The sequence below is a fragment of the Zobellia sp. 1_MG-2023 genome (genome assembly GCF_030549125.1).
GTDB lineage: Bacteria > Bacteroidota > Bacteroidia > Flavobacteriales > Flavobacteriaceae > Zobellia > Zobellia russellii.
On sequence record NZ_JAUOSY010000003.1, the window covers coordinates 320,533 to 347,043 of the forward strand.

Annotated in this window: 26 protein-coding genes; 16 read left to right on the forward strand and 10 right to left on the reverse strand. The window is 39.3% G+C overall.

What is annotated here, in order from left to right:
* Position 1: 1 nt before the first annotated feature.
* Complete coding sequence (locus tag Q4597_RS08755) at positions 2-304, reverse strand: hypothetical protein (protein ID WP_289062838.1); 303 nt, start codon at positions 302-304, stop codon at positions 2-4.
* Positions 305-376: 72 nt separating this feature from the next.
* Between Q4597_RS08755 and Q4597_RS08760 the strand changes: the two genes are divergently transcribed.
* Positions 377-1,618: a hypothetical protein gene (locus Q4597_RS08760; RefSeq protein WP_303405883.1), complete on the forward strand. Its 1,242-nt coding sequence runs from the start codon at positions 377-379 to the stop codon at positions 1,616-1,618.
* A 22-nt stretch (positions 1,619-1,640) separates the two neighbouring features.
* On the opposite strand, the gene ligA is transcribed toward Q4597_RS08760, so the two are convergent.
* From ligA to Q4597_RS08775, 3 genes are read right to left on the reverse strand one after another with little or no spacing between them, the layout of a single operon-like run.
* Positions 1,641-3,638, reverse strand: coding sequence for an NAD-dependent DNA ligase LigA (gene ligA, locus Q4597_RS08765; protein ID WP_303405884.1), 1,998 nt, complete (start codon positions 3,636-3,638; stop codon positions 1,641-1,643).
* A 57-nt stretch (positions 3,639-3,695) separates the two neighbouring features.
* The gene (prmC, locus tag Q4597_RS08770; protein WP_303405886.1) at positions 3,696-4,556 is read right to left on the reverse strand and encodes a peptide chain release factor N(5)-glutamine methyltransferase; all 861 of its coding nucleotides are present in this window, start codon (positions 4,554-4,556) and stop codon (positions 3,696-3,698) included.
* Positions 4,557-4,574: 18 nt separating this feature from the next.
* On the reverse strand, positions 4,575-5,060 hold the full coding sequence (locus Q4597_RS08775) for a GNAT family N-acetyltransferase (protein ID WP_215914585.1): 486 nt from the start codon (positions 5,058-5,060) through the stop codon (positions 4,575-4,577).
* 88 nt (positions 5,061-5,148) lie between these two features.
* Here Q4597_RS08775 and ribD point away from each other — a divergent pair, with 88 nt between their 5' ends.
* Genes ribD through Q4597_RS08795 form a run of 4 tightly spaced genes read left to right on the forward strand, consistent with a single transcriptional unit; the run spans position 5,149 to position 8,314 of the window.
* Positions 5,149-6,234, forward strand: coding sequence for a bifunctional diaminohydroxyphosphoribosylaminopyrimidine deaminase/5-amino-6-(5-phosphoribosylamino)uracil reductase RibD (gene ribD, locus Q4597_RS08780; protein ID WP_303405888.1), 1,086 nt, complete (start codon positions 5,149-5,151; stop codon positions 6,232-6,234).
* Positions 6,227-6,832 carry an HAD family phosphatase gene (locus Q4597_RS08785; RefSeq protein ID WP_303405889.1) on the forward strand — a complete coding sequence of 202 codons (606 nt, stop codon included), beginning with the start codon at positions 6,227-6,229 and terminating at the stop codon, positions 6,830-6,832. Before ribD ends, Q4597_RS08785 begins: the two co-directional genes overlap by 8 nt.
* A 1-nt stretch (position 6,833) precedes the next feature.
* Positions 6,834-7,697, forward strand: coding sequence for a DMT family transporter (locus tag Q4597_RS08790; RefSeq protein WP_289040210.1), 864 nt, complete (start codon positions 6,834-6,836; stop codon positions 7,695-7,697).
* 8 nt (positions 7,698-7,705) lie between these two features.
* A complete protein-coding gene (locus Q4597_RS08795) occupies positions 7,706-8,314 on the forward strand; it encodes a YigZ family protein (protein ID WP_289062831.1) in 609 nt (202 codons plus the stop codon).
* A gap of 6 nt (positions 8,315-8,320) precedes the next feature.
* Here Q4597_RS08795 and Q4597_RS08800 read toward each other — a convergent pair whose 3' ends face one another.
* Both Q4597_RS08800 and Q4597_RS08805 read right to left on the reverse strand, forming a co-directional pair.
* The gene (locus Q4597_RS08800) at positions 8,321-12,841 is read right to left on the reverse strand and encodes a gliding motility-associated C-terminal domain-containing protein (protein WP_303405890.1); all 4,521 of its coding nucleotides are present in this window, start codon (positions 12,839-12,841) and stop codon (positions 8,321-8,323) included.
* Between the two features lie 255 nt (positions 12,842-13,096).
* Positions 13,097-13,504 carry a thioesterase family protein gene (locus tag Q4597_RS08805; protein WP_303405892.1) on the reverse strand — a complete coding sequence of 136 codons (408 nt, stop codon included), beginning with the start codon at positions 13,502-13,504 and terminating at the stop codon, positions 13,097-13,099.
* 207 nt (positions 13,505-13,711) lie between these two features.
* On the opposite strand from Q4597_RS08805, the gene dnaA reads away from it, so the two are divergent.
* The 5 genes from dnaA (at position 13,712) to Q4597_RS08830 (ending at position 17,634) form a co-directional block, all read left to right on the forward strand.
* On the forward strand, positions 13,712-15,136 hold the full coding sequence (gene dnaA / locus Q4597_RS08810; RefSeq protein ID WP_215439036.1) for a chromosomal replication initiator protein DnaA: 1,425 nt from the start codon (positions 13,712-13,714) through the stop codon (positions 15,134-15,136).
* Between the two features lie 6 nt (positions 15,137-15,142).
* Positions 15,143-15,589, forward strand: a complete 447-nt coding sequence (locus Q4597_RS08815) for a low molecular weight protein-tyrosine-phosphatase (RefSeq protein ID WP_303405895.1) — start codon at positions 15,143-15,145, stop codon at positions 15,587-15,589.
* Positions 15,590-15,602: 13 nt separating this feature from the next.
* Entirely contained in the window at positions 15,603-16,328 is a 726-nt protein-coding gene (locus Q4597_RS08820) for an SAM-dependent methyltransferase (RefSeq protein WP_303405896.1), read from the forward strand.
* 212 nt (positions 16,329-16,540) lie between these two features.
* Positions 16,541-17,104: a Crp/Fnr family transcriptional regulator gene (locus Q4597_RS08825; protein ID WP_303405897.1), complete on the forward strand. Its 564-nt coding sequence runs from the start codon at positions 16,541-16,543 to the stop codon at positions 17,102-17,104.
* 140 nt (positions 17,105-17,244) lie between these two features.
* Positions 17,245-17,634 carry a RidA family protein gene (locus Q4597_RS08830; protein ID WP_303405898.1) on the forward strand — a complete coding sequence of 130 codons (390 nt, stop codon included), beginning with the start codon at positions 17,245-17,247 and terminating at the stop codon, positions 17,632-17,634.
* Positions 17,635-17,769: 135 nt separating this feature from the next.
* Here Q4597_RS08830 and Q4597_RS08835 read toward each other — a convergent pair whose 3' ends face one another.
* The 4 genes from Q4597_RS08835 to dapF all read right to left on the reverse strand — a co-directional run bounded on the left by Q4597_RS08835 (position 17,770) and on the right by dapF (position 20,883).
* Positions 17,770-18,399: a hypothetical protein gene (locus tag Q4597_RS08835; RefSeq protein ID WP_215439031.1), complete on the reverse strand. Its 630-nt coding sequence runs from the start codon at positions 18,397-18,399 to the stop codon at positions 17,770-17,772.
* A gap of 146 nt (positions 18,400-18,545) precedes the next feature.
* Positions 18,546-19,589, reverse strand: a complete 1,044-nt coding sequence (gene mltG, locus Q4597_RS08840; RefSeq protein ID WP_303405899.1) for an endolytic transglycosylase MltG — start codon at positions 19,587-19,589, stop codon at positions 18,546-18,548.
* A complete protein-coding gene (locus Q4597_RS08845) occupies positions 19,589-20,113 on the reverse strand; it encodes a GNAT family N-acetyltransferase (protein ID WP_303405901.1) in 525 nt (174 codons plus the stop codon). The genes mltG and Q4597_RS08845 overlap by 1 nt, the downstream gene beginning before the upstream one ends.
* Positions 20,107-20,883, reverse strand: coding sequence for a diaminopimelate epimerase (gene dapF / locus Q4597_RS08850; protein ID WP_289040235.1), 777 nt, complete (start codon positions 20,881-20,883; stop codon positions 20,107-20,109). Before dapF ends, Q4597_RS08845 begins: the two co-directional genes overlap by 7 nt.
* A 190-nt stretch (positions 20,884-21,073) precedes the next feature.
* Between dapF and Q4597_RS08855 the strand changes: the two genes are divergently transcribed.
* The 6 genes from Q4597_RS08855 to rplS all read left to right on the forward strand — a co-directional run bounded on the left by Q4597_RS08855 (position 21,074) and on the right by rplS (position 26,462).
* On the forward strand, positions 21,074-22,465 hold the full coding sequence (locus Q4597_RS08855; protein ID WP_303405902.1) for a S1C family serine protease: 1,392 nt from the start codon (positions 21,074-21,076) through the stop codon (positions 22,463-22,465).
* A 114-nt stretch (positions 22,466-22,579) separates the two neighbouring features.
* Entirely contained in the window at positions 22,580-24,028 is a 1,449-nt protein-coding gene (locus tag Q4597_RS08860) for a glyceraldehyde-3-phosphate dehydrogenase (protein WP_303405903.1), read from the forward strand.
* A gap of 148 nt (positions 24,029-24,176) precedes the next feature.
* On the forward strand, positions 24,177-24,797 hold the full coding sequence (locus Q4597_RS08865) for a tRNA (guanine-N1)-methyltransferase (RefSeq protein WP_215439025.1): 621 nt from the start codon (positions 24,177-24,179) through the stop codon (positions 24,795-24,797).
* Between the two features lie 42 nt (positions 24,798-24,839).
* On the forward strand, positions 24,840-25,283 hold the full coding sequence (locus Q4597_RS08870) for a GNAT family N-acetyltransferase (protein WP_289040238.1): 444 nt from the start codon (positions 24,840-24,842) through the stop codon (positions 25,281-25,283).
* Positions 25,284-25,294: 11 nt separating this feature from the next.
* Complete coding sequence (gene trmD / locus Q4597_RS08875; RefSeq protein ID WP_215439023.1) at positions 25,295-25,969, forward strand: tRNA (guanosine(37)-N1)-methyltransferase TrmD; 675 nt, start codon at positions 25,295-25,297, stop codon at positions 25,967-25,969.
* Between the two features lie 142 nt (positions 25,970-26,111).
* Positions 26,112-26,462: a 50S ribosomal protein L19 gene (rplS, locus tag Q4597_RS08880; RefSeq protein ID WP_215439022.1), complete on the forward strand. Its 351-nt coding sequence runs from the start codon at positions 26,112-26,114 to the stop codon at positions 26,460-26,462.
* The last annotated feature ends 49 nt before the right edge of the window (positions 26,463-26,511 follow it).

A 26,511-nucleotide genomic window follows, 5' to 3' on the forward strand; every position in this document is an offset into this window, starting at 1 on the left:
CCTACCTTTCCAACAAATTGGTTGTAATTTCCTGAAGCTCTTGCTCCAATGATATATTCGGAAAAGGTTTTCCCGCTTTCCTATACCAATACCCTGCATTAAACTTATCTCCTTCTACCCTATGAAGATAAGCGTGAATCCAACTTCCCGTTTCATTGAACATATCTTGCGCTATATCATGTGAAGCCTCCCAATTATCGGTCGCGGCAAACCACATAGCTTTCAATGCATCTGGCCAATCCGTAGGCGGAGTTGCATTGGTTAATGTTTCTGTAAAATCTTGGTAACTTGTAGGTACTGCCATCAATTTATAGTGTCATTTGTTTTTTCCTATACAAAAATACCTAATTTCGATTGAAATTAACTGTACGCCATAATGGTTCAACTATTCCGAAGCTTACTGCCCTGGAGGCTATTGCCCTATATAACGGCATTACTCTGCGCCCTAACCATATTGGGCATACATATGTTGCCCAGCGTGGACAGTATGCTTAACGAAAACAATACGCGTATCTCCCATGTTTTTCTAAAATCACAAATCAATTACCATAAGGAGATAGCCCCTTTTGCCCGAAGGCCGTTAACTACATTTTTAATAGAATCCTCACAAAAGATATTTGGGCTTAAAGCCGGCTACGCTTTTATCTTGGTTAATTTTTTGTTATTGGGTTACAGTGGTGTTTTAGTGTACAAGCTTTCTCGGGTTCTCAAGGCCTCCAAAACCCACGGTTTGACCAATATGATGGTATTTTTTACATCATTTTCAGTGTTATTTGCATTTTTCCCTCCCGTATTTACTTATGATGAACCTTTACAATATTGTTTTCTTCTTCTCGCACTAATTGCCTTTGTGCGCCGTAAGTGGCTTTGGTATATTATCTTATTCAGCTTGGCCCTAGTGGCCCGTGAAACTAGTATTTTATTACTCCCAGCATTGGCATTGTTTCTTCCAAACACCGAAAATCATTTTGGAAAAAATATTTTTTCGAACTTAAAAAAATACGGCCTCCTTATTCTGCTACCTACTGTTTTCTACGGGTGCTATGTGGTCTTTTTTATTTACCATCAAAAGTTGCTACACGCAACCCATATTGAGATGGCCAGTAGATATTCCTGTTTTCTAGAGAATATTGAAAGTGTCAAGAACAGCGTTGAATCCGCCGTGTCCATTTTTATTACCTTAGGATTGTTTCTTTACTTTACCTATTTCTATTTAAAAAGAAAAAACAGACCTAGTTGGCAGAACAAGTTTGTTTTTGCCTTTCTACTCGCCGTAGCTATCAATACACCGATTGTCTTTCTAACCGCTTTTGCAAGGGAATCGCGACTATTTGCTTTGCCCCTGTTATTTGTTTGGCCCATGTTCATGCAGCTTTTTGGAAACGACCTAACCTTTTTAAAAAGCAAAAACGATTATAATAGCTTATTGAAAAATTGGCAAATGATGCTTGTATTTGCAACAATTACATTCGCTAACATTGTATTCTGTTTTATCTATTACCCACAACTTGGACTAGGAGAAAACACGTACTTTGCAGCATACTTGTTCTGTACAATTCTATTACTGACTACACACTATTGTCTTTATAAATCAACAAATAAAACAGAGCTGTTATAAAATTGCCCTTCTTCTGAACCAACTATTTTACCATTTCCAAGAACTCTCCCTCAGTAACGATAGGCACCTTTAAAGATTCTGCTTTGGTTCGTTTGCTAGGTCCCATTTTGTCTCCAGCTACCAAATAGGCTGTTTTTGAAGATATACTTGAGCCAACCTTACCTCCGTTCGCTTCTATTATTTTCTTAAGTTCATCGCGACTTACCGTCTCAAAAACTCCAGAAACCACAATGGTAAGCCCTTTTAGTTTGTCCGTTTGATTTTCCAATTGCTCCTCGGAAAGGGAAAACTGTAATCCATAAGTCTTTAAGCGAGCTATAATTTCACGGTTGGTATCATTGTTGAAAAACTCCACTACGGAACTGGCAATTCGTCCGCCAATTTCATCGACGGCAATGAGGCTCTCTTCAGAAGCAGCCATCAAAGCATCAATATTCTTATAGGCCCTTGCCAATTTCTTGGCAACAGTTTCCCCAACAAAACGAATTCCTAAAGCAAAAAGCACACGCTCAAAAGGAATCTTTACCGACTCTGCAACACCTTGAACCAAATTTTCGGCGGACTTCTCAGCCATTCGTTCCAAAGGCAGTACTTGCTCTTTTGTGAGTGTATATAAATCGGCATAGTTGTTTATGAGCCCTTCTTTGTAGAGCAACTCTACGGTCTCACTACCCAAGCCTTCAATATCCATGGCCTTACGGGAAATAAAATGCTGGATTCGCCCGGTAATTTGAGGTGGGCATCCATAAAAATTTACACAGTAATGCTTGGCATCACCTTCGGTACGGACCAATTCCTCATGACATTCGGGACAATGTGTAATATATTGGGTAGGTTCTGAATCTTGTGGACGTTTTGTAAAATCAACACCCACTATTTTTGGTATGATTTCCCCTCCTTTTTCAACGAATACGGTATCACCTTCACGAATATCGAACTTTGCAATCTGGTCGGCATTGTGCAGCGAAGCTCTTTTTACAGTGGTTCCTGCCAAAAGAACAGGTTCCAAATTGGCCACAGGTGTTATGGACCCCGTACGCCCTACTTGATAGGTGATTTCGTTTAGATGTGTAGAAACTTGTTCCGCCTTAAACTTATAGGCCATGGCCCACCGAGGTGATTTGGAAGTGAAACCTAGTTCATCCTGATGCTGCAGACTATTAATCTTTACCACGACACCATCGGTTTCGTAAGGAAGGTTGTGCCTTCCTGAATCCCATTCGTTAACAAATGCCATAACTTCATCCGTTGTCTTGCAAAGTTTTGCTACTTCAGGGACTTTAAAACCCCATTCACGGGCCTTTTCAAGCATTTGCCATTGGGAGCTTATTCCCGTGTCCTTTCCTACAATACCGTACAACAGACAATCTAACGGCCTTTGCGCAACTGCAGAACTATCCTGTAATTTTAAACTTCCCGAAGCCGTATTTCTAGGGTTCATATAAGGTTCTTCACCATTTTCAACACGCTCTGCATTCATTTGCGCAAAACCTTCAAACGGCAATACAATTTCTCCACGGATATCAAATTTAGGTGGATAATCACCTTTTAGCTGCAACGGTACGGACTTAATGGTTTTTACATTAGTGGTTACATCATCGCCCTGAAAACCATCTCCCCTTGTAACCGCTCTCACCAATTTTCCATCCTCATAAGTAATGCTGATAGACGCTCCATCGTATTTTAGCTCACAAACAAATTCTACTTGGGCATCACCCAAGATACGCTGCATGCGCTTTTCCCAATCCTCCAAATCTTCTTTGGAGTAGGAATTATCCAAAGAATACATGCGCTCATTGTGAACAACCGTTTCAAAATTTTTGGTGACACCACCACCCACACGCAAAGTGGGAGAGCTGGCATCATAAAATTCCGGATGCTTTGCTTCAAGCGTTTGCAGTTCCTTTAGTTTTACATCAAACTCATAATCGGTTATGGTGGCATTATCAAGCACATAATAATTATGGTTGTGCTCTCGCAATTCTTGACGAAGGGATTCTATCTGTTCTTTTATTTGCATTTCCTGTTCAGTGTTACTCTAATTTAATGTCTGTTTGAAGTTTTTGTTCAAGGCGAATTACCCCAAAACTCCCTTTGTCATTCGGTCATTACCAAATATATCTTTTCGGACCTCAATTTCTGAAAAATTATATTCTCGTAAAAGTGCTTCGGTTTCTTTTGCCAAATACTGGTTGATTTCAAAAAAGAGCCTACCCTTTTCCGAAAGACTTTCTTTGGCCAGTTTTGTTATGGCCTCGTAAAATAGTAATGGATTTTCATCTGAAACGAAAAGTGCCATATCCGGCTCATGTTCCAAAACATTTTTGTGCATCTCCCGCTTTTCTAGTTCGCGCACATAAGGTGGATTGGAAACAATGATATCAAAATCCGAAGCAAACCCATCCAAATTCAAAATATCAGCTTGAATAAATTCAACCTTGACCGAGTTAATTTCCGCATTCTTTTTTGCTGTTTGCAATGCTTTTTCTGAAATATCCAAAGCGGAAACTTTAGCCTGTGGCAACAGCTTTGCCAACGAAATAGCAATACAACCACTGCCAGTCCCTATATCCAAAATCCGTATACCTTCACCTTTTAAAGTACTACTCTCTACCTCCTCAACGATCCAACGGACTAAATCCTCCGTTTCCGGTCTCGGGATAAGCACATTTTCGTTCACTTTAAAATCAAGGTCCATAAAAGTTGTACTCCCCATAATATATTGAACCGGACGGTGTAATTTTAAACCGGCCAGAGCCTCAAAAAGCGGTTGCTCTTCTTCTTTTGTCAATGTTAAATTGGGCTGTAAGGCCAGTACAAAACGCTCCAATTGCAAATAATAGTCTATAAGCAAATAGAAGAAACTATCTACTTCTTCCTTTGGATACAGGGCATCCAATTCTTTGTGATAAATATTCTTGATTTCTCTTAAAACCATTGTTATTGGGGCTATACATTACAATTTAGCGAGCATATACACCGGGCAGGAATAGTGTCCCGTATCACCTAACGGTTTATCTATATATTCAAATCCCATTTTTGCATAAAGCTTTTGAGCGGCTTTCATATAGGGCATGGTCTCCAGATAGATGCTATCAAAATTGAATTCTTTTGCTTTCTTCAAACATTTTTGTAGCATTTCAGCGCCAATCCCACGTCCGCGGGCTTCTTCAAAAAAATACATCTTTTGGAGTTCGCAAATGTTATCCTCGCAGTTATCCAATTGTGCTATTCCTGCGCAGCCTAAAATAGTACCGTTTTCTTCCACTACAAAATATGCGGCACGCGGTTTTTCATAATTTTCAAACATGCTGTCAAGGGATACATCGGCGTAAGCCGTGCCTACCTTTGGCACCCCTAAATCCACTAACACCTTACGAATCAATGCCGCTACTTGGGCATTATCCTCTTTTCTAATAGCGCGAATGTTCACTACACCCATTTCCAATAAATAAAATTCTATTTTTACAGTGTGAAGATACGTAGAAATGTGCGCATGCTAAGTATCTAAAACACCGCAAACAAAGTTTATGTCCACCAACAAATCCAAATCAAAAACCTCAATATCCAAAGACGAAACCTATATGCTTCGCTGTTTGGAAATAGCAAAAAACGGTTTAGGAACCACAGCTCCAAACCCCATGGTAGGCGCTGTAATTGTTCATGACGATATTATTATTGGTGAGGGTTTCACCAGTCCGTACGGTGGGCCACATGCCGAAGTGAACGCTATAAATTCCGTAGTAGACCAATCACTTCTTAAAGAAGCCACCATTTATGTAACCTTGGAACCCTGCTCCCATTATGGAAAAACACCGCCTTGTGCAGATTTGATTGCCAAGCATGGTATACCCAAAATTGTCATTGGATTAAAAGACCCACACACGAAAGTAGCAGGCAAAGGTATTCAGAAACTCAAAGATGCCGGAAGTGAAGTGTTAACAGGGTGTTTGGAAAACGAATGCCGTACGCACCACCGCCGATTTCTAACTTTTCAAGAAAAGAAACGCCCTTACATTATTTTAAAATGGGCGGAGACTGCAGACGGTTTTATCGCTCCGAAAAAAGAAGCACGGGCCACCGACCCCGAGCCCTTTTGGATTACAAATCCATATTCCAGACAACTGGTACACCAATGGCGGAGTGAGGAGCAAAGTATTCTGGTAGGCACGAACACTGTTATTGAGGACAACCCAAAATTGGATGTTAGGCTGCACACCGGTAAAAATCCTATTCGGGTTATATTGGACCGAAAACTAAAAATAAGTAGCGATTACCATGTTTTGGATGGAAGCGTACACACTTTAGTTTTAACCGAAGCAGTCAAGACCACCCAACCCAATGCAAGTGTAACCTATCATCAAATTAATTTTGATAAGGACGTAGCACAGCAAATATGCAATGTTCTTTACCAAGAAAATATAAGCAGTGTTCTCATAGAAGGAGGAAGCCAAACCCTGCAAACTTTTATTGATTCCGGCCTATGGGATGAAGCAAGGGTCTTTACGGGCATGAGTCATTTTAAATCAGGAATAGCTGCCCCAAAATTTAAAGGAAGGCTTAACAGCACTAAATTCATTGAGACGGACACCCTAAAAATATACAGCAATGATTAAGAACATTATTTTTGATTTTGGTGATGTATTCATCAATTTGGATAAAGGCGTCATCTTCCGAGAAATGGAAAAATTTGGAGGCTCCATAGATTTATCATCGGAACTATTGGAATTGAACGGAATTTATGAAGTTGGCGGCATGACCTCCGAAGCGTTCGTAACCCAACTCCAAAAGCAATATCCCAAAGCAAATACCGCAGAAATTGAAAATATATGGAATTCCATGCTGTTGGATTTTCCTGAGAAACGATTAGAGTTTATTGAAAAGCTTGCTTCAGAAGGCGATTACCGACTTTTCCTACTCAGTAATACCAACGAGCTGCATATTACCCATGTAGAACAAAAAATGGGTGCGGACCGCTATGCACGGTTTAAAAAACCATTTGAGAAGTTTTACCTCTCACATGAAATCAACCTAAGAAAACCCAATGCGGAAATCTATCAATTTGTTTTGGACGAAAACGGACTCAAGTCCGAAGAAACATTTTTTATAGATGACACCAAGGAAAATACGGATGCCGCCGAAAAATTAGGTATTACCTGTTGGAATATTCAGGTGGGCAAGGAAGATATCATTCAATTGAAATCAAAATTATAAGATGGCGTTCCTTGCGTTAAGCATATTGGCATCTAGCCTCATCTTCATTATTTTTAAGCTATATACCCGCTTTAAGGTCAATACGCTTTTTGCCATAGTTGCCAATTATTTCGTGGCCTGCAGTGTAGGTCTTATACGGTATGAAGGTACAACCCAAATAACCGAAGTACCGGAAAAACCTTGGTTCTTAGGCACTTTTATTCTAGGTATACTTTTCATTGTAGTCTTTAACCTTATGGCCATGGCCTCACAAAAGGTGGGTGTTGCGGTTACCTCCGTAGCCACCAAAATGTCATTTGTAATTCCCGTTATTTTTGGCCTGTTATTGTATAATGAAGAATTGGGTACCTTTAAGGTAATAGGAATTTTGCTTGCCCTGGCAGCGGTTTATTTCGCTTCTGTGAAGGATTCTTCCATAAAATTCAAAAAATCATCCCTTATACTTCCTGCCCTAGTATTTTTAGGGTCCGGTATAATTGACGCCAGCCTAAAATACATACAGGAAATACATATTAAAGAAGAGGATTATCCAATATTTTCCGCAACCGTGTTTGCGTCAGCCGCGTTTATGGGGCTCGTAATTACTATTTTTAAACTTAAGGATTTGCGCTCAAATTTTAATCTAAACACACTATTGGGTGGAATTGCACTTGGTGTGGTGAACTATTTTTCCATCTATTTTCTTTTAAAAGCATTGCAAAACGACACCCTGAACAGCGCCTCTGTATTTACCATAAACAATGTAGCCATAGTCATGTTCACAACACTTTTAGGGATTCTTTTATTTAAGGAAAAGATAAGTCCTAAAAACTGGAGCGGCATTGCTTTGGCCATAACCAGTATAATTTTAGTTGCTTTTGGCTAATGGATGAAATGACCGATACATATAAAACTATAGCCAAACCCTCCGAAGAAATTCTGTTCAAAGAAAAAAAGAGTAAGTTTTTTGGATATGCGTTTCCCGTTGAAAACGAGGAAGAAGTTAAAGATATAATTGATGCGTTAAAAAAGAAACACCCCGGCGCCAACCATGTATGTTACGCATGGCAAATGGGAATTGAACAACCTAGCTACCGTGCCAACGATGATGGAGAGCCCAACAACTCCGCCGGAATGCCTATTTACGGACAAATCCAGTCTTTTGAAGTTACGAATGTATTAGTAGCCGTTGCCCGAATATTTGGAGGCACAAAATTAGGTGTTGGAGGTCTAATTTCCGCCTACCGAACCGGGGCACAAATGGCTTTAGAGGCTTCAAAAATTGAAGAGCGACTTATTGAAGATTCCTTTGAGCTTTCCTTTGAGTACTCCGAAATGGATAAAGTAATGCGTATTTTAAAGCAAAGACAATGCAACATTGTATCCCAACAAATGGAAATGGACTGTAAAATCATAGTTTCCATTAGAAAAAGAGATGCAAAGAGCCTATTGAAAGCTTTTGAAGGGTTACATAAGATCGGTGTTAAACCAATTACCTCATAACCCCTTTTACCTAGTTAAATACAGGTATCCAGCCCTAGACTGTGAACCATCTCCCAAATCAAGAACATAATAATAGGTTCCTACAGGTAACAATTCGTCTCTTTCATAGGTGGAACGACCGTCCGAAATGCCGGTCCAAGTATTGGCATACCCTTCTTGCTCGTACACCTTTATCCCCCATCTATTGTATATCATCAATCTATTATTGGGGTAATTCTCAATACAAGCAATTTGAAAAACATCGTGGGCACCATCGCCATTTGGTGTTATGACGTTAAAAATATTGATAGGACAAACAGGTTCGTCAATTTCAACTTGGGCGCTGGCTTCATCATTTGAAACATCTGTATCCGGTTGGTCTACATAAATCAATCTTATGATATTTAAATAATCGGTAGCTTCTACAACACGTACCCGTATATTCAGTTCGGCGGATTGACCGCTACTTAAGGTTTCAACATCCCATAGAGCACTTGCCACATTATAAACGCCTGCCGTTGTTGTGTGTTCAATATAGGAATAACCATTAGGAATTCTTTCGGTTATAGATATATTACTAGCGCTAGCTGTTCCAATATTACGTGCGGTCATAGTGAAATTTACCTCGTCTCCAACCGCGGCAGAATTTGCATCTACAGACTTGGACAAAGCTAAATCTACATAGGAAATAGGAAGTTCTGTCAAAGTACAATCCATACAAGAAGTATCCACAATACAACTCGTGCACGGGGTAGGGTCCGTAGAAGTATTTGTTGTAACCATACCGTTGGAGTCTTCCCCTGCAACACTAGCCAAGTTATTTACCTGTCCATTATCTATATCGGTTTGTGTAATTGCATAAGATGCCGTATACTCCCAAGTCTCAGAGGTATTTAAAAGCCCATCTCCATTAACGTCCCCACCAGGAAGTGCTGTTACATCCCCTCCTAACAGTGGGTCGGATACCACAATATTAGCTAGCTCCACGGTTCCTGTATTGGTTACAGAAAACGTATAGGCAACTGAATCCCCAACATTGGTTGTACCATCTGCATCGGAATCAACATATACACCATCCTTGGTAATAGTTATTCCACGAATACCAACTTCTACACTAGCTTCATCATTGGATGGGTCTATATCCGTTTCGTCCAAACCAGTTAACCGAGCTGTGTTTACATAATCCGCCCCATCAACTACACGCGCCTGAATATTTAGATTAGCAGTTTGGCTATTGCCTAACGTAGGAATATCCCATACGCCCGTTGCAGAACTGTAATTTCCTAACGAGGTAATATGAGTGATATACTCAAATCCATTGGGAAGTATTTCTAATATTCTAATATTATTTGCGGTTACCGCACCATTATTTGTAGCGGATATAGTGAAAAATATTTCATCCTCTATCTCAACAATATCCAAGTTTACGGTTTTCGCTACCGCAATATCAAGGGTATTGGGCAAAGCCGTCATTGTACAATCAACACACAGCGGGTCTATGGTACACGTGGCACAAGGAGTTGGATCTGTAGACGTGCCTTCAACATTAATTCCGTTTGAATCTTCCCCACTAGCGGTAGCCAGGTTATTTACTTGGCCATTATCAATATCTGCCTGAGTAATACTGTACGATGCATTATAGACCCATGTCTCCGTTACATCCAAAGCTCCGTCTCCATTGGCATCACCAGAAGCAGGACCAGATATTGCCCCTCCCAAAAGTGGGTCGGACACCATTACATTCGAAATAATCTCGTTACCAGTATTGATCACAAGAAAAGTATAGTTGATAGTGTCTCCCGTATTTGTTAAACCATTAAAATCTGAATCTACATAAACACCATCCTTGGTAATATCCAGGTTTCCAATTGCCGCGGGTACACAAGCGCTATTATTAGAAGTGTCCGTATCTCCCGTTGCAGTTATATCATTCCTAAACCCTCCTCCATTGGAACAGTTTTGAGTTGGGTCCACAACATTTTTATCTACTGAAAAAATAGCGGTTACAAGCCAACTTTCTGCACGAAGTCCCGCTATTGATTCCGCAGTTATTATTTGATCTCCACTGTTAAACGGACTTAAAATAGTTCCATCAACGCCATCGCTCTCTCCTCCATAAGCTAAAGTTGCAGAATTTAAGGTGTATCCTGCTCCTAGAATAAACGTATCCACAACATCATACGCATCAGCCAGCCCACCACTATTGTTGGCCGTAATCCTATATGTAACGGTATATTCATCTGTAGCACTGTTATATACTGGACCAGATTCAACCGTTTTACTTACATCTATACTAGCTTGACAAGGAGAATCGGGTATGGTAACGGAACCATCATAAACCGTACAACTTAATCCCGGAACAGCCACTTGTAAAGTATATTCTCCTGCTTGAGAAGCGTCAAAAGGGTCAAAAACAAGTTCGTTGCTCGTGCCTTGCTGCACTGTAGTGCCCATGGAGTCAATCCAAGTAAATACTGCATCCGGAACGGGATTGGCCATTAAGGTCACCCTTGTTCCTGTCGCATCACAATTAGCAACTAAATCCGGTACGTAAGGAGTTACTTCAAATGCACCATCCGCAGAATTACCACAACTATCGGTAATTCTAATCGTATAGGTACCTTCATCTGTTCCCGTAAAAACACCATCTGTTGAAGTTCGCCCGATATTTGCCGGAATTGAAGAATCAATAATTTCATACTGATAAGGCGCTACCCCATTGGATCCTTCCGCTAGAATAACTCCCGAGCCCTCCGTACAGGTATACCCTACTATGTTTTCAAACGAAGTAGAAACATATACCGGAATATTAATATCAACGGTCTGAGGTTCACAAGGACAAGTAAATGGAAGCGCCGAACTACAACTACCCCCACTCTGAAACTCTAGAAATAGCTGATAATTTCCTGGTGGAAGATTAGGTACACTTACCGGGGTTCCTTCCGTAAAAAAGGAAATACTCTCTCGAAACACAGTACTTCCCGTATCCGAATTCACCACATTTACATTCGTATAAAATGATGACCCAGAAGCTTTTATCTCATTTGGATTAATAATCAAAGTATTGGAATTACCACAACTTTGTAAAAAATTCAATGTAAACTCGTGTTGAACAGTTTCCGAAGGCAAAATCTCAAAAGTTACATTTCCGGATTCGCAGCCATCCGAAATTTCCGCTTCGTAATTTCCTGGAGGAAACGCTACGGGAAAAACAGAACTGTTGCTCATATTTTCAAATACCCTAGGATAACTATACGTTGTAACCACTCCGCTTTCCGAAGTAAAACTTGCCGGTCCGGATAGAATGGTAACCCGCCCGTAATTTGTCCCCCCATTTCTCACACGAAAGGACATGCCCGTTGTTCCGTCCATACACCCACGTTCAGGTCTTACAGTAGCTTCAAACACAGTAGGTGCTACAGGATCAAATGTTAAAGTGGTGCTTAATGTAGTGCTACAGCTATCTTCTAAAGTAACATCATAGGTAGCCCCAAGCATAATATCAGTCTGACTAATTTCCGCCTCAAGATTATCAGGATCAGTAAACGTGTAAACAAGAACATCACTCGCATCGGTTTGATTGGTCAACGTTAATGTTGCCGGCACCAGTACACTCTTTTCCTGAACACTATTGGAAGCCAAGGATGCAAAAACAAAAAACGAAGTATTTCCTGAACAATCCAATGATTTTTGACGCCACATGTCAATATCAGCAGAATATGCAAAATTTATACGCTCCGTTTGTCCACAGGCATCAACAATATTGGCTGTATAGGCCGTACCAAAATCGTAATTGGTTCCAATGGGGTATGAAGTGTCACTACCAACGGACCCTGAAAAAATAACAGTTCCTGTTCCATCTTCAGTAACCGTGATACCATGTGGATAAACTCCGCGACCATAAGAAGAATACTCAGCCTCATAAGTATCACAACCTGCTTTTTCAATAAAATCAATTGCACCATCTAACGCCTCAATAGAAGGGGCTGAGATAGTTACGGTTTCACTAACCGTATTTTGACATCCATCTTCAATTTGAAAAGTATATGTTCCTTCTGATAGATTGGTAAAGGTATCCGAATTCTGTTCCTGAATTATAGTTTGAGGCGTTGTACTTAAATCTACAATACGATATCTATAAGTAGGAAATGCCGTCGTTCCTATCAAATTCCCATCACTTCCATTAAGAACAACCTCTCCGTCCGTACTTGTGGAGCACGATGGGGGCGTTATAGTTACATAAAGACTAGGTAAGGTATAACTGCCCAAAACTTCTATAGACGCTGTAAAAACATCAAAACTGGCATCTCTGACCTCTACGTCATAGATTCCGGGCTGCAAGGCCAAGAAAGTGCCAGAGGATTGAAAACCTCTAAGTTCAGGACCATTACTAATTCTATATTGATAAGGTTCCGTACCACCATTAGCTTGAGCCGTAATGCTTCCATCCGAAGAACAAACCGATTCGGATTGCGTTAAATTAAGGTCTAACTGCGCCGTGAGAGTTGTGCAACAAAACAAGAATATATATACTAAAAGTTTAGACATATAAGTGAATTCAATACTTTATGAAAACACTTAACGATTACTAAATCCTAGGTATTGCTATATAGACATTAAATTGCACAAAAAATCGGTTGAATATCACTTTCTGTTCTAACCCCATTAAACACATGTATTTATATTTTCGTTTCGTTCACCCTCAATTGGATGATAAAAAATATATCAGACAAAATAAAAACCAAATTCAAATGCGTATATCAACACTTAAATTTAGATAATAATCAATGCAACAAAAATGACTTATTTCTCATTTTCAATTATAATCTCCAAGATGTTTTGGGGGCACCTAATAGGCCTTTTACTTTTCTTGTCAACAAACACTAAAACCGTATTTGCTTCTAAAAGAATTTCCTGCTTTTCATTACGGATGACATAGTTAAATTCTATCCTAACCGAAGGTGTTTTTTTAAGCCTAGTTTCAACGCTGATGAGGTCATCGTAAAAGGCTGATTTTTTGTAGTTCAACGACAAAGAAACTACTGGTAACATAATTCCGTTTTCTTCCATATTTTTGTAAGAAATACCTTTACTTCGTAACCACTCAACCCTTCCCATCTCCAAGTATTGCGCATAATTGCCGTGATACACTACTCCCATCTGGTCCGTTTCCGAATATCGTACTCTAAAAGAAATTTTGTTAAAACCCATATATTATCATGTAAAAATTATATCTTTAAAAGATTTCGATTTTCGCGTTCTGAACATGCAAAAAAAAAAGGGTAAATTCAATAGAGTTTGATTTTTTTTTTAGTTTTTTTGTTCACATATTTGCCCTCCGAGAAAGTAAGGATTATCCCATATACTTTTAACCGACTTACGAAATCACTAACCAACAAAAATAAGATAAACTTTCACATGGGTGTTACTGCTATTTCCGTATGGAACAATTGTTTAACTTTTATCAAAGACAATATTCAACCGCAGGCATTCAAAACTTGGTTTGAACCTATTAAACCAATTAAGTTATCTGATAATGCTTTGAGTATTCAAGTACCCAGTAAATTCTTTTATGAGTGGTTAGAGGAGCATTACGTAAAGTTATTAAAAGTAGCCCTTACCAAAGAGTTAGGTGAGACCGCAAAATTGGTGTACATCATTAGAATGGAAAACACCTATGGCAACAAAGAGCCTTTTACGGAAAAGATTCCAAGTTCTAACAGAGCTACAATGAGTCCACAAGAAATGGACGTTCCTATTAAATCAAAAAATCCAGAGCTCAAGAATCCTTTTGTGATTCCCGGTATTCGAAACATAAAAATTGAATCCCAGCTTAACCCCAATTATAATTTTGACAATTTCTTAGAAGGAGACTCCAACCGCTTGGCCAGATCAGCAGGTATGGCCGTGGCCAATAAGCCCGGGGGCACTTCTTTTAACCCATTATTGGTATTTGGCGGTGTTGGTTTAGGAAAGACCCACTTGGCCCACGCCATTGGGGTTGAAATTAAGGACAAGTACCCAGAGCGTACCGTTCTTTATATTTCAGCAGAAAAATTTACGCAACAATATATAGAATCCGTAAAAAAGAACACCAGAAACGATTTTATCCATTTCTATCAATTGATAGATGTGCTTATTATTGATGATGTTCAGTTCTTAAGTGGAAAATCGGGAACACAGGATGTTTTCTTTCATATATTCAATCATTTGCACCAAAACGGAAAGCAGGTTATCCTAACCTCGGACAAAGCTCCGGTAGACATGCAAGATATTGAACAACGCTTGTTGTCCCGTTTTAAATGGGGATTATCGGCAGAGTTACAGAACCCGGATTACGAAACACGAATTTCTATCCTTAAGAACAAGCTATATAGAGATGGGGTTGAAATGCCGGACGACATTATAGATTATGTCGCCAAACACATTAAGAGCAATATTCGTGAGTTGGAAGGCGCCATTATTTCATTAATAGCCCAATCTTCTTTCAATAAAAAGGAAGTTACTTTAGAACTGGCCCAGCAAGTAGTTGAGAAGTTCGTTAAGAACACCAAACGTGAAGTTTCCATAGATTATATCCAAAAAGTGGTTTCAGATTACTTTGAGATGGATGTGGCAACGCTTCAATCCAAAACTAGAAAGCGCCACATTGTACAGGCCAGACAGTTGGCTATGTTTTTTGCCAAAAAGTTTACCAAGGCATCATTGGCCAGTATAGGTTCACAAATAGGAAAAAGAGACCATGCTACCGTACTGCACGCTTGTAAAACGGTTGATAACCTAGCGGAGACCGATAAGCAATTCAGAAAATACATAGAAGACCTTACCAAGAAATTTTCTTAAATCCTTATGAAAACCAAAGTCTTAATGGTATGCCTTGGCAATATTTGCCGGTCGCCATTGGCGGAAGGCATTCTACAGGCTAAAGTTGACCCGGAAAACGTTTTTGTAGATTCTGCAGGAACGGGAGGTTACCACATTGGCAACCCACCGGACCCGCGCTCTATTGCCGTTGCCAAGAAACATGGACTGAATATAGAAAATCAGCGTTGTCGTCAATTTCAAAAGTCGGATTTTAAAAAATTTGATGTAATTTATGCTATGGACCGTAGCAATCTTAACAACATTCTAAATTTAGCCGATTCTCCTGATGATGCTAAAAAAGTGAAGTTATTGCTTACGGAGGTAGAATTACCTGTAATTGAAGTGCCGGACCCCTATTGGGACGACAATGGCTTTGAAAAGGTATTTCAACTTATAGACACCGCTTGCACGTCTATTGTAAAAAAACTTTAACCCATTTAGGATTATGGCCAACTACAATGAAAACCAGGGAAAGTTATATTTAATACCCACTACATTGGGCGATAATGAACCTTTGGAAGTATTACCCATTTCCATAAAACAGGCCATAGAACAGATTGACCATTATATTGTTGAAAACGAAAAAACGGCCAGACGCTTTATAAAAAAGATAAGCCCCAGAAAATCACAGCCCAGCCTTCAATTATCCGTTCTTAACAAATACACAGAAGCCGAGGAAATACCCACATTTTTACAATCCTGTTTAGACGGTTTCAACACAGGAATCTTATCCGAGGCCGGTTGCCCCGGTATTGCCGATCCCGGTGCGGACGTGGTGAAAATAGCACATGAAAAAAACATTCAGGTAGTACCCTTAGTGGGCCCATCCTCTATTGTATTGGCCCTTATGGCCAGTGGCATGAACGGCCAAAGCTTTGCTTTTAACGGTTACCTGCCTATTGACGGGTCTGAGCGTAAAAGTGCCGTTAAGAGGTTGGAGAAGCTAAGCAAAGATTACGGACAATCACAATTGTTCATAGAAACCCCCTATAGAAACGACAAGCTCTTTGCAGAGCTGCTTAAAACACTACACCCTAACACCAGAGTATGCATAGCTTGCGATGTGACCCTACCTGAGGAATATATACAAACCAAAACCATTGCCGACTGGAAACGCTCCAAAGTAGAATCACTTCATAAGCGCCCAGCTATCTTTATTATTCAAGGGTAATTCTACTCTTTGAGTTTTTATATTTTATTCTGGAACAATTATTTACTCCACTCCAGATTATTTTTTCATTTTACTAGCTGACTTTTGATATAAGCCTAAATTAACCAGTATTTTTAGTGTTCTTAAAAGTTACTCTAAAGTAGCTGCTTTATTACACCATTAATCCTTAACCTTTTTTTCTAATATAGCACCCAAATTGGAATTTCTACTTAATGAAAGATAGATTGAAAGAAAATATTGAAAACTTGATAGCTCTTACGGACGAGGAGTTCTCTTTTATTCTATCTCATTTCTCATTAGAAAAGCACAAAAAAAATGATTTCATCATTAAAGAAGGGGAACATGTAACGCATTGCTATTTTGTGATTTCCGGGCTACTAAAATTAGTTTACGATGACAAAGATGGGAAACAACATATTGTATCCTTTGCCATGGAAAACTGGTGGGAAAGCGATTTTTCTGCCTATTTCTCACAAACTAAATCTAAAATGGCATTACAATGCATTGAAGACACTTTAGTATTGTCCCTAAGTCTTGACAATTACCAAAAACTATCTGCTGAACTACCCAAAATGCAGCATTTTTTTCTTCAAAAGTCGAATTTAGGACATATTGCTTCGCAAAATAGAATCTTATCTTTTTTAACTTCGAATGCTAAAGAAAGGTATGAGCAACTTCTTAAACAGTACCCCATATTATTTCAACGCGTTCCTAAAACCCTGCTAGCTTCTTACTTAGGTGTGTCCCGCGAGACACTTAGCCGCCTTTCCTCATAAAATTTGAGCTTCTTTACAATTGTGATGTATGTCACGCTATAACCATACCATTAGTTAAATATTTGCAGTGTAGATGGCAAAGCACAAGTATTAACAAATAAAGTATATAATTAGCTACTGCGTACACAAAAAAAAGCAATATGGAAAAACGAATAATTAACCCGTGGAAATGGCAAGACGAAAGAAGTTATGTGCAAGCCGTAGAAGTTACGAACCCAAAAGGCACGCTTTATATTTCCGGGCAAACCGCAATAGATGATGGAGGTAAATCTAGCACTGCTAGCATGAAAGCCCAATTAATTCAATCTATAGAAAACTTGGAACGCATAATAAAGGATGCCGGATATGAATGTAAAAATATTGTGAGATTAAACCTTTATACAACTTCAACTGAAGAGCTGTTTACGTGTTTTGATGTTTTCCAAAATTGGACAACCAAGCACAACATACGGCAGGCAAGCACCTTACTGGAGGTTAAAGGCCTTTTTGAAACATTAAAAATAGAACTGGAAGCTACAGTCATAAAATAACATTTGAATTAAAGTATTCACGATTAAAAATACCCTAAAACCGAGATAGAAAACGACCGAAAAAAAACAAACCCCAATATTTCTATTGGGGCTCGTCCACTTTCATATGTACATTAAATCTTAAATAGGCGATAGTTACACTTTAGGGTTTCGTCTTGGCGAAACATATGACATATCGTATCCTGAAAACTTTTTCATGTAAATTGCTATTGTTGTTCCGTAACTGTCCGATACATCAAACGCACCCCACGATCGTAGATACTTTTTAACGTTACCGGCACCGGCCAAATGGGCCGCGGCCAACATTCCTGATTCCGTAATTTCAACACCACCTATTCGTTTTCCAACGAAACGGTCAATGTCCCTTCTCAAAATCCACTTATTACGAGCTACATTCGTGTGAAAAGCTCTTTCTTGCAACACTGGGTCGTTTAAGAAACTTGTTGCGTTATACACACCCATAAGCTGTAAGGTACCAATACCAAACTGGTATTTTCCCAAATACCCAAGTGTATTTGTTGTAAAATAGTTACCCTGCGATTCTTTAAACGCTAGAGCTTCTTTAAATCCGATATAAGAACTCCCTAAAAAAGGCGGAGCTATCAATATCGTTGAATGCATAGTTTTGTTTTTGGGAAACAAAACTTCAGTAGGTTGATTTACTTTAAGGGTTTCCGGCACTTTCACCTCTTTAGACTCAAATCCGAAACTCAATAAAATAAAGGTAATGATTAGGGGGCTTGAAAATCCTAGCCACTTTCTCATACATTATATTTACCTAAGACTTACGAAAATTTAACCTGCTTAGATTACGAGGGGCAAAGATAAGCCCGTTTTAGTCTTACATTTTAGAATGCTTTGTTAAAAATATACCGTTTTAGTTAACAAGTATTAAACTACGGACAAAATGCCTATCTATTAATTTTTTGAGCATTTATCCACCGGACATACTGCGCTTTATTGCGGTTGTGCTGGGCTAAAGTCTTAGCAAATTTGTGGTATCCAAAATTTTCCACATTGGCTACAAAGTAGAGGTAATCGTGCTTTTCCGGATTAAGAACCGCATCAATAGCCGTAATATCCGGCATAGCAATTGGCCCTGGTGGTAGACCTGCGTACTTATAGGTGTTATACGGAGAATCTAATTCCAAATCCTTATAAAGCACTCTTTTGATCACAGTGTTAAAGTTGCCGCTGTGCTTTTTTATGGCATAAATTACCGTAGGGTCTGCTTGAAGTAATATGCCCCTTCGTAAACGATTAAGGTAAACGCCTGCTACTCTTGGGCGCTCATCAACTTTTGCGGTTTCTTTATGTACTACAGAGGCCAAAGTAATCACCTCTTCGGGAGAAAGCCCTAATGCTTTTGCCTTGGCTAAACGAGCATCCGTCCAAAAACGTTTGTATTCCTTTAGCATACGCTCCCTGAACTCTTTCCCGGAAGTATTCCAGAAAAACTCGTAACTGTTGGGTATGTACATAGCCAACTCCGTATCCTTATTAAATCCGTTAGCTTTCAAGAAAGCTTCATCTGTAAATGCCTTCAACAAAGTTATACTATCCGGCTCTATTTGCATTGCTATTCTACCTGCTAGGTCCGCTAATGTTTCCTGGTTGTTAAATGCAACTTTTACAGGTATATTCTGACTACGGAGTGAGTTTACAATATCATTATTGTTCGCCCCCTTTTTAATAGCGTACTTACCTCCCCTTAAATTGGCGGCGTACCCCTTACGCTGCGCCACTTTCTCAAAAGAACCCATATCCTTAAGAAGTGGAGATACCAACTCCTTTACTTCGTTAAAATCTGCATCCGAAGGCACAAATACAAAGGCTTCGTTATTTTCAAAAGCCGTATTAGGCGCAAAAATGGCGTTGTAAACCGTGTAAGCAAAGATTCCACCGCCTACAAGACCGGCAATAGCTATAAATACTAGAATACGTTTTATATACATTAGGTATTTATTTTTTGAAACAAAATTTCATTTATATACTTCCCTTCGGAAAAAATCCAATCTCTTTTAATTCCCACCTCTTCAAAACCCATCTTCTTGAACAAATGAATGCTTGGATCATTACCCTCCAATACATTGGCGTAAAGTTGCCGCATATTTAAGACCTTATGCGCATAATCACACACCAATTGAATGGCCTCTGCCCCTACTCCTTGGTTCCTATTTTCTTTATCCAAAATAACTATACCTATTCCCGCCCTAAAATTTTTGGGGTCAAAATCAAATAGGTCAATAAGCCCAATTGTTGAATTCTGCTTATTGCAGATACAGAGCCGCAATTGCTTAACATCATAAATGTCCCTATGGGCGTTTTCCAAATAAAGCGCTAGTACATGTTTTGAATATGGGGTGGTCGTACCACTTATTTCCCACATCTGGGTGTTATTCTCAAGTTCGTAGAGAAAATCTAGATCATTGGGTTCTAAAGCCCGCAGATTTATATGTTCTCCCTTTAAACTTAACATTCGATCTCTCCTTTGAACACCTGTTTGGCAGGGCCAATTAAATGAATCTGCTCGTACACACCATCCTTTTTAGCGAACTCTACCTCTAGCTCACCGCCCTGAGTATTCACTTTTATTCTATTTGCCGATGTTTTTCCGGCGTTATGCATGGCTATTGCTACAGCTGTAACTCCAGTTCCGCAAGATAAAGTTTCATCCTCTACACCACGCTCATAAGTTCTTACGGCAAAAGCATCATTATCCAAGGTTTCAACAAAATTAACGTTGCTTCCGGTTTGTCCGTACATTCCGTAACGCAACTTTTTCCCTTCTTTATAAACTTCAAAATCTTGAACGGACTTTACCATTTGCACGTGGTGTGGCGAACCCGTGTCCAAGAATACATACTCCGGTTTCTCTTTTATTTCGGATACATCCTGCATCTGCAAGCTAACAATACCATTAGCTATAGTTGCCTGGTGCTTGCCATCTGCAGCATTAAAAACGGTATCTTTATCTATAACACCCAAAAAATTGGCAAAAGCTACGGTACATCGGCCGCCGTTACCGCACAAACTGCCCTCACGGCCGTCTGCGTTGTAATAGACCATTTTAAAATCTGACAGTTCGTCATTTTCCAGAAGTATTAAACCGTCTGCCCCTATGCCAAACTTGCGGTCACATAAAGAAGCTACCAGTTTGGTATCGTTTTTGGGGAAATATAATTGTCGATTATCGATGAGCACAAAATCGTTTCCGGTGCCCTGATATTTGTAAAAACTAAGTGTCATAGAATTATTTAAAGACACAAATATAGGCTTTTATCCCTATCGGAAATAACCTCTTTGGTCCACCACTTAGCGACCTGAAATAGTAGGGATTAAGATATATTTAGCAGTTAAAGAGTAGTTAAAGCAAATATAACGCACCTAAAAAACGACTAATTTTAACATATCAAAAGAATTTAAACAAAACGATAACATGAAAAAAATTGCCAGTACCTTTTTAATCGCCCTCTTTGCTGGAGCAATAACACTGGGCAGCTACAAATTATTTTTTGAAAACACCAATTACGCCGTTATATCCCAAGATGAAGGACATTCGGTTTTTAATACGAGCCTTACACCTACCTCTGCAAAAGGAGCGGGAATTAATGAGGTTGACTTTACCATTGCGGCAGAAAACACCGTAAATGCCGTGGTGCACGTTAAAAATGTAACCATTAACAGAACCCCCCATAGCCTTATGGACTTCTTTTATGGAAGCGGAGGAAATGAAAGGCCTCAAGTAGGAACCGGATCAGGGGTAATTATTTCGCAAGATGGTTATATTGTTACGAACAACCACGTTATTAGCAAAGCAAATCAATTACAGGTTACCCTAAACAATAACAAAACTTATGATGCCGAACTTATTGGCACCGATCCAAATTCTGACATTGCCCTAATTAAAATAGATGCCGAGGGCAATCTGCCTTATTTGGCCTTTGGTGATTCCGATGATGTTAAAATAGGCGAATGGGTTTTGGCTGTCGGCAACCCTTTTAACCTAACTTCTACCGTAACTGCGGGAATCGTAAGCGCAAAAGCACGTGATTTAGGAAAAAATCAGTCGTTTATTCAGACCGATGCAGCCGTAAACCCTGGTAACAGTGGTGGGGCATTGGTTAATACGAACGGAGATCTTGTGGGTATCAACACCGCTATTACTTCACAAACAGGAAGCTATGTAGGCTATTCCTTTGCCGTACCCAGCAACATTGCCAAAAAAGTAGTTGATGATATCCTAGAATATGGAAACGTACAGAAAGGCATTTTAGGAATTAAGACCCTGAACATAAATACTCCTTACGCCATAGAAAAAGGACTTAATGAGATTGAGGGTGTATACATTTCTGGGGTTGAAGAAGGAACTGGAGCTGCCGAAGCCGAACTGATAGAAGGAGATATCATAAAGAAAGTAGACAATATCAAGATCCGCAAATTTGCCGATCTTACCGGTTATCTTTCCGCTAAAAGACCCAACGACTCTGTAGAGGTTACTATTGATAGAGACGGAGAAGAATTTACCGTGCCTGTCATGCTTAAGAAAAGACAGACCGTAATAGTTCCGGTAATGGGCCTTGAAGTAAAGAACTTAACAAAAGAGGACAACAAAAAGTTTAAGACCAAACAAGGTGTAAAAATTGTTGGTGTACCTGAAACCTACCGTGGTTACGGGTTGGAAGGAAAAGTTCTTCTTTCGGTTGACAATAATGAAATAAACGATATTGAAGAGGCCAGAACCCTTTTTGGAAGCATCTCTAGATACGGTAAAACCAGTATCACAATGATCAACGAAAAAGGAGAAAGAGAACGCCTGATTTTTCAATAAAACATTAAAACTTTAAATTAAAAACACCTCAATTGAGGTGTTTTTTTGTTTACTATTGTTTCAAACAACACTAAATAGCTACTTTTATACCAAAATATAACTCAACTCAACAAAATGAAATCTAACGCTTCTTACGAAAAAGAATTAGCCTTTCAGGCTGATAGAAGAAAAGCTACAACCGAATTCATAAAACTGGTCAGTGACCTTTGGTATGATAAGACGATAGAAATCGTGCTTTTCAAAAATCAGGTGATAGACAAAAACGTAAGTGACATTATAAATCTGCATGAATATGCAGGTGAATTTGTCCAAAAACCCATTTCTATTTTCGATTCCACCGAAATATTGCGGGCCATAAACGATATTCAGCTACCTCCTGCTAAATTAGACATTGGCAAGCTTACCTATGAATACCACTCAGATGACAATCACAATACAGATATAAAAGCCTTTGTGTTTGACAAACTAAAAGACGCGGACAATGCCCCACCTTTAAAACCTAAGGATATTGTTCTTTATGGCTTTGGAAGAATAGGTAGGCTTCTGGCTAGAGAGCTTATGGCAAAGACCGGTCAAGGCAATCAACTGCGCTTAAGAGCTATCGTAACCCGAAAAGCGGACAACCATGAGATTCTGGAAAAAAGAGCCAATCTTTTACGTATTGATTCCGTTCACGGTAAATTTTCCGGCACGGTAGAAACAGATATAAAGAATAATGCCTTGATAATAAACGGTACTACCGTTTACATGATCAGCGCCGATCGTCCTGAGAAAATCGATTACACCCAGTATGGAATAAACGATGCATTGATAATAGACAATACAGGAGCTTTCAGAACCAAAACCGAATTAGCCAGACACCTGGAAGCCGAAGGAGCTTCGCACGTTCTCCTTACCGCTCCCGGAAAAGAGGTACCCAATATAGTTCATGGGGTTAATCACAAAACGTATGACCCGGACACCATTAAAATATTTTCGGCCGCTTCGTGTACTACCAATGCCATTACCCCTATTTTAAGTGTTATTGAAGATTCCTTGGGAATTACAAAAGGGCATTTGGAGACCATTCATGCCTACACTAATGACCAGAACCTAGTGGATAACATGCACAGCAAACATAGACGGGGCCGAGCAGCCGCTCTGAACATGGTCATAACCGAAACAGGTGCAGGTGCTGCAGTAGCTAAAGCGCTACCGGAATTAAAGGGCAAACTTACCTCTAATGCAATTAGGGTACCGGTTCCCAACGGTTCTTTAGCTATTCTAAACTTAGAAGTGAAAAATAAAACTTCCATAGATGGTATTAACGCCATTATAAAAAAGTATGCCTTAGAGGGAGATTTGGTAGAGCAAATAAAATATTCCTTGAGCAAGGAAATGGTATCTTCGGATATTGTAGGAACAAACGCACCTTCCATTTATGATAGTAACGCTACAATTGTTAACGGCAGCGGAAAAAATATTATACTTTATATTTGGTATGACAACGAGTATGGTTATTCGCACCAGGTAATACGTTTGGCCAAATACATATCAAAAGTAAGAAGGTATACTTATTATTGATTTTAAGCTACTTACAAGGGAATACTTTCTGCTTTTTTGAAGGTATTCCCTACTAAATAGCAACCTTATCCTTGATTTTTTTTATTAATTGATATTATTGAATTACTTTAGTCGGCTCTAAATAATTAATTCACAGAATCACTTCAACATGAAAGGCTTAAGAATCCTGTTACTGATAACGGCTTTATTAGCATATAACCTACAATTTGCCCAAGAAGCGGAAGCTCAAGAAGAGTTGTCACTTGATAAAGGGCCTATAGATAGTCAATTTGAGTACATTTTTACCAAATCTGGTAATTATCGTGCAGATGGAAAAAAATATGAGGTCGTACGTACGATTTCATTGGACAAACTGCGCCAAAATGTTCTTGATACACTAAAAGGGTACAACAAAAGGGCTGCCGAACTAAAAGCTACTATTGGCGGACACGAATCTACAATAGGTTCGCTAAACAAAAAATTGGAAGAGACTACCAACAACTTGGTAGCTGTAACCGAGGAAAAAGACAGCATGTCCTTTTTAGGTATTATGGTTTCAAAAAGTACATATAATGGTATTCTTTGGACCGTTATTGCTTCTCTGTTGGCGCTGTTACTTTTCTTTATATATAGATTTAGAAACAGTAACATCCTAACCCAGGAAGCCAAGACTAATTTAGCCGAACTGGAAACCGAGTATGAAGACCACCGTAGAAGAGCTTTAGAAAGGGAGCAAAAAATTAGCAGGCAGCTGCAAGATGAAATCAACAAGTACAAAAAACAGAAATAATCTAAAAAGCTCCTCACGGAGCTTTTTTTTATTCTTTGTATTATGAAAATTATTCAAGCCAACTCATCGCATATACCATTACTAGCACCTTTGTTCGATAGTTACAGGGTTTTCTACAAACAAGCTTCGGACATAAATGCCGCTACTTCTTTTCTTAAAGAGCGCTTTTCTCAATCGGAATCTATAGTTTTCATGGCTTTTATTGACGGGGAAGCAGTAGGCTTCACCCAGTTATACACTACATTTTCATCCGTTTCTATGCTCCCTTATTATGTGTTGAACGATTTATATGTAGAGCAAACCCAAAGAAAAAAAGGCATAGGCTCCGCATTGCTGAGTACGGCACAAGAATTCTGTTCAAAAAAAGGGTTTAAAGGGTTAGCCCTAGAAACGGCAACGGATAATCCCGCACAAAAGCTATATGAAAAGCTGGGGTGGAAAAAAGATTCGCACTCTTTTCACTACTTTTGGCGCACTAATTCATAGCCCAAACTAAAATGCGTATTGATATTATCACCGTTTTACCGGAATTGCTGGAGAGCCCGTTTAACGCATCTATCTTAAAACGAGCCATAGAAAAGGGCATAGTTGAAGTGCACATGCACAATATACGGGACTACACGGACAAGAGCTACAACCAAGTAGACGATTACCAATTTGGTGGCGGTGCGGGCATGGTACTTATGATAGAGCCTATAGACAAGTGTATTTCTAAGTTAAAGGCCGAAAGAACGTACGATGAAATTATCTATATGACACCAGATGGGGAAACCCTGAACCAAAGAATGGCCAACGGCATTTCATTGCTTAACAATGTAATCATACTTTGCGGCCACTATAAAGGTGTTGACCAAAGAGTACGAGATGCTTTTATTACCAGAGAAATTTCAATAGGCGATTATGTACTTTCTGGCGGTGAACTAGGTGCCGCTATTCTTTGTGATGCCGTAATTAGGTTGATTCCCGGGGTTTTAAACAACGAAACATCGGCGTTGACGGATACCTTTCAGGATGACCTCCTTGCTCCTCCTGTCTATACCAGACCCTCAGAGTACAAAGGCATGAAAGTACCGGAAGTGCTTTTGAGCGGTAACTTTCCCAAAATAGAGAAATGGAGGGAAGACCAAGCACAAAAAAGAACGGAAGAACGTAGACCCGATCTACTGGAGTAACAGCCCTACGTATTTTGATATATCAAAAAATCAAAAAAATTATTGTCAGTTCTAAATTATAGAGTATTTTTGCAGCCTGTTAAATCAACCTCTGACGAAAATCGTGAATGTTGACCATAACATAATCATTAATAAAAAAATCATGGAAGAATTATTAAAATTCGTTCAGGACGAGTTTGTTCCAAAAAAAGAATTTCCAAAATTTTCAGCTGGTGATACTATCACTGTGTACTATGAAATTAAGGAAGGTGAAAAAACACGTACTCAGTTCTTTAGAGGTGTTGTTATCCAAAGAAGAGGTTCTGGTGCTACCGAAACTTTTACAATCCGTAAAATGTCAGGTACTGTAGGTGTTGAACGTATTTTCCCAGTAAACATGCCAGCCTTACAAAAGGTTGAAGTTAACAAAAGAGGTAAAGTACGTAGAGCTCGTATCTTCTACTTTAGAGGTCTTACTGGTAAAAAAGCACGTATTAAAGAAGTGCGTTCTTAAGCCAAGAATACATACAATAAAAAAATCCCGCAGTAGCGGGATTTTTTGG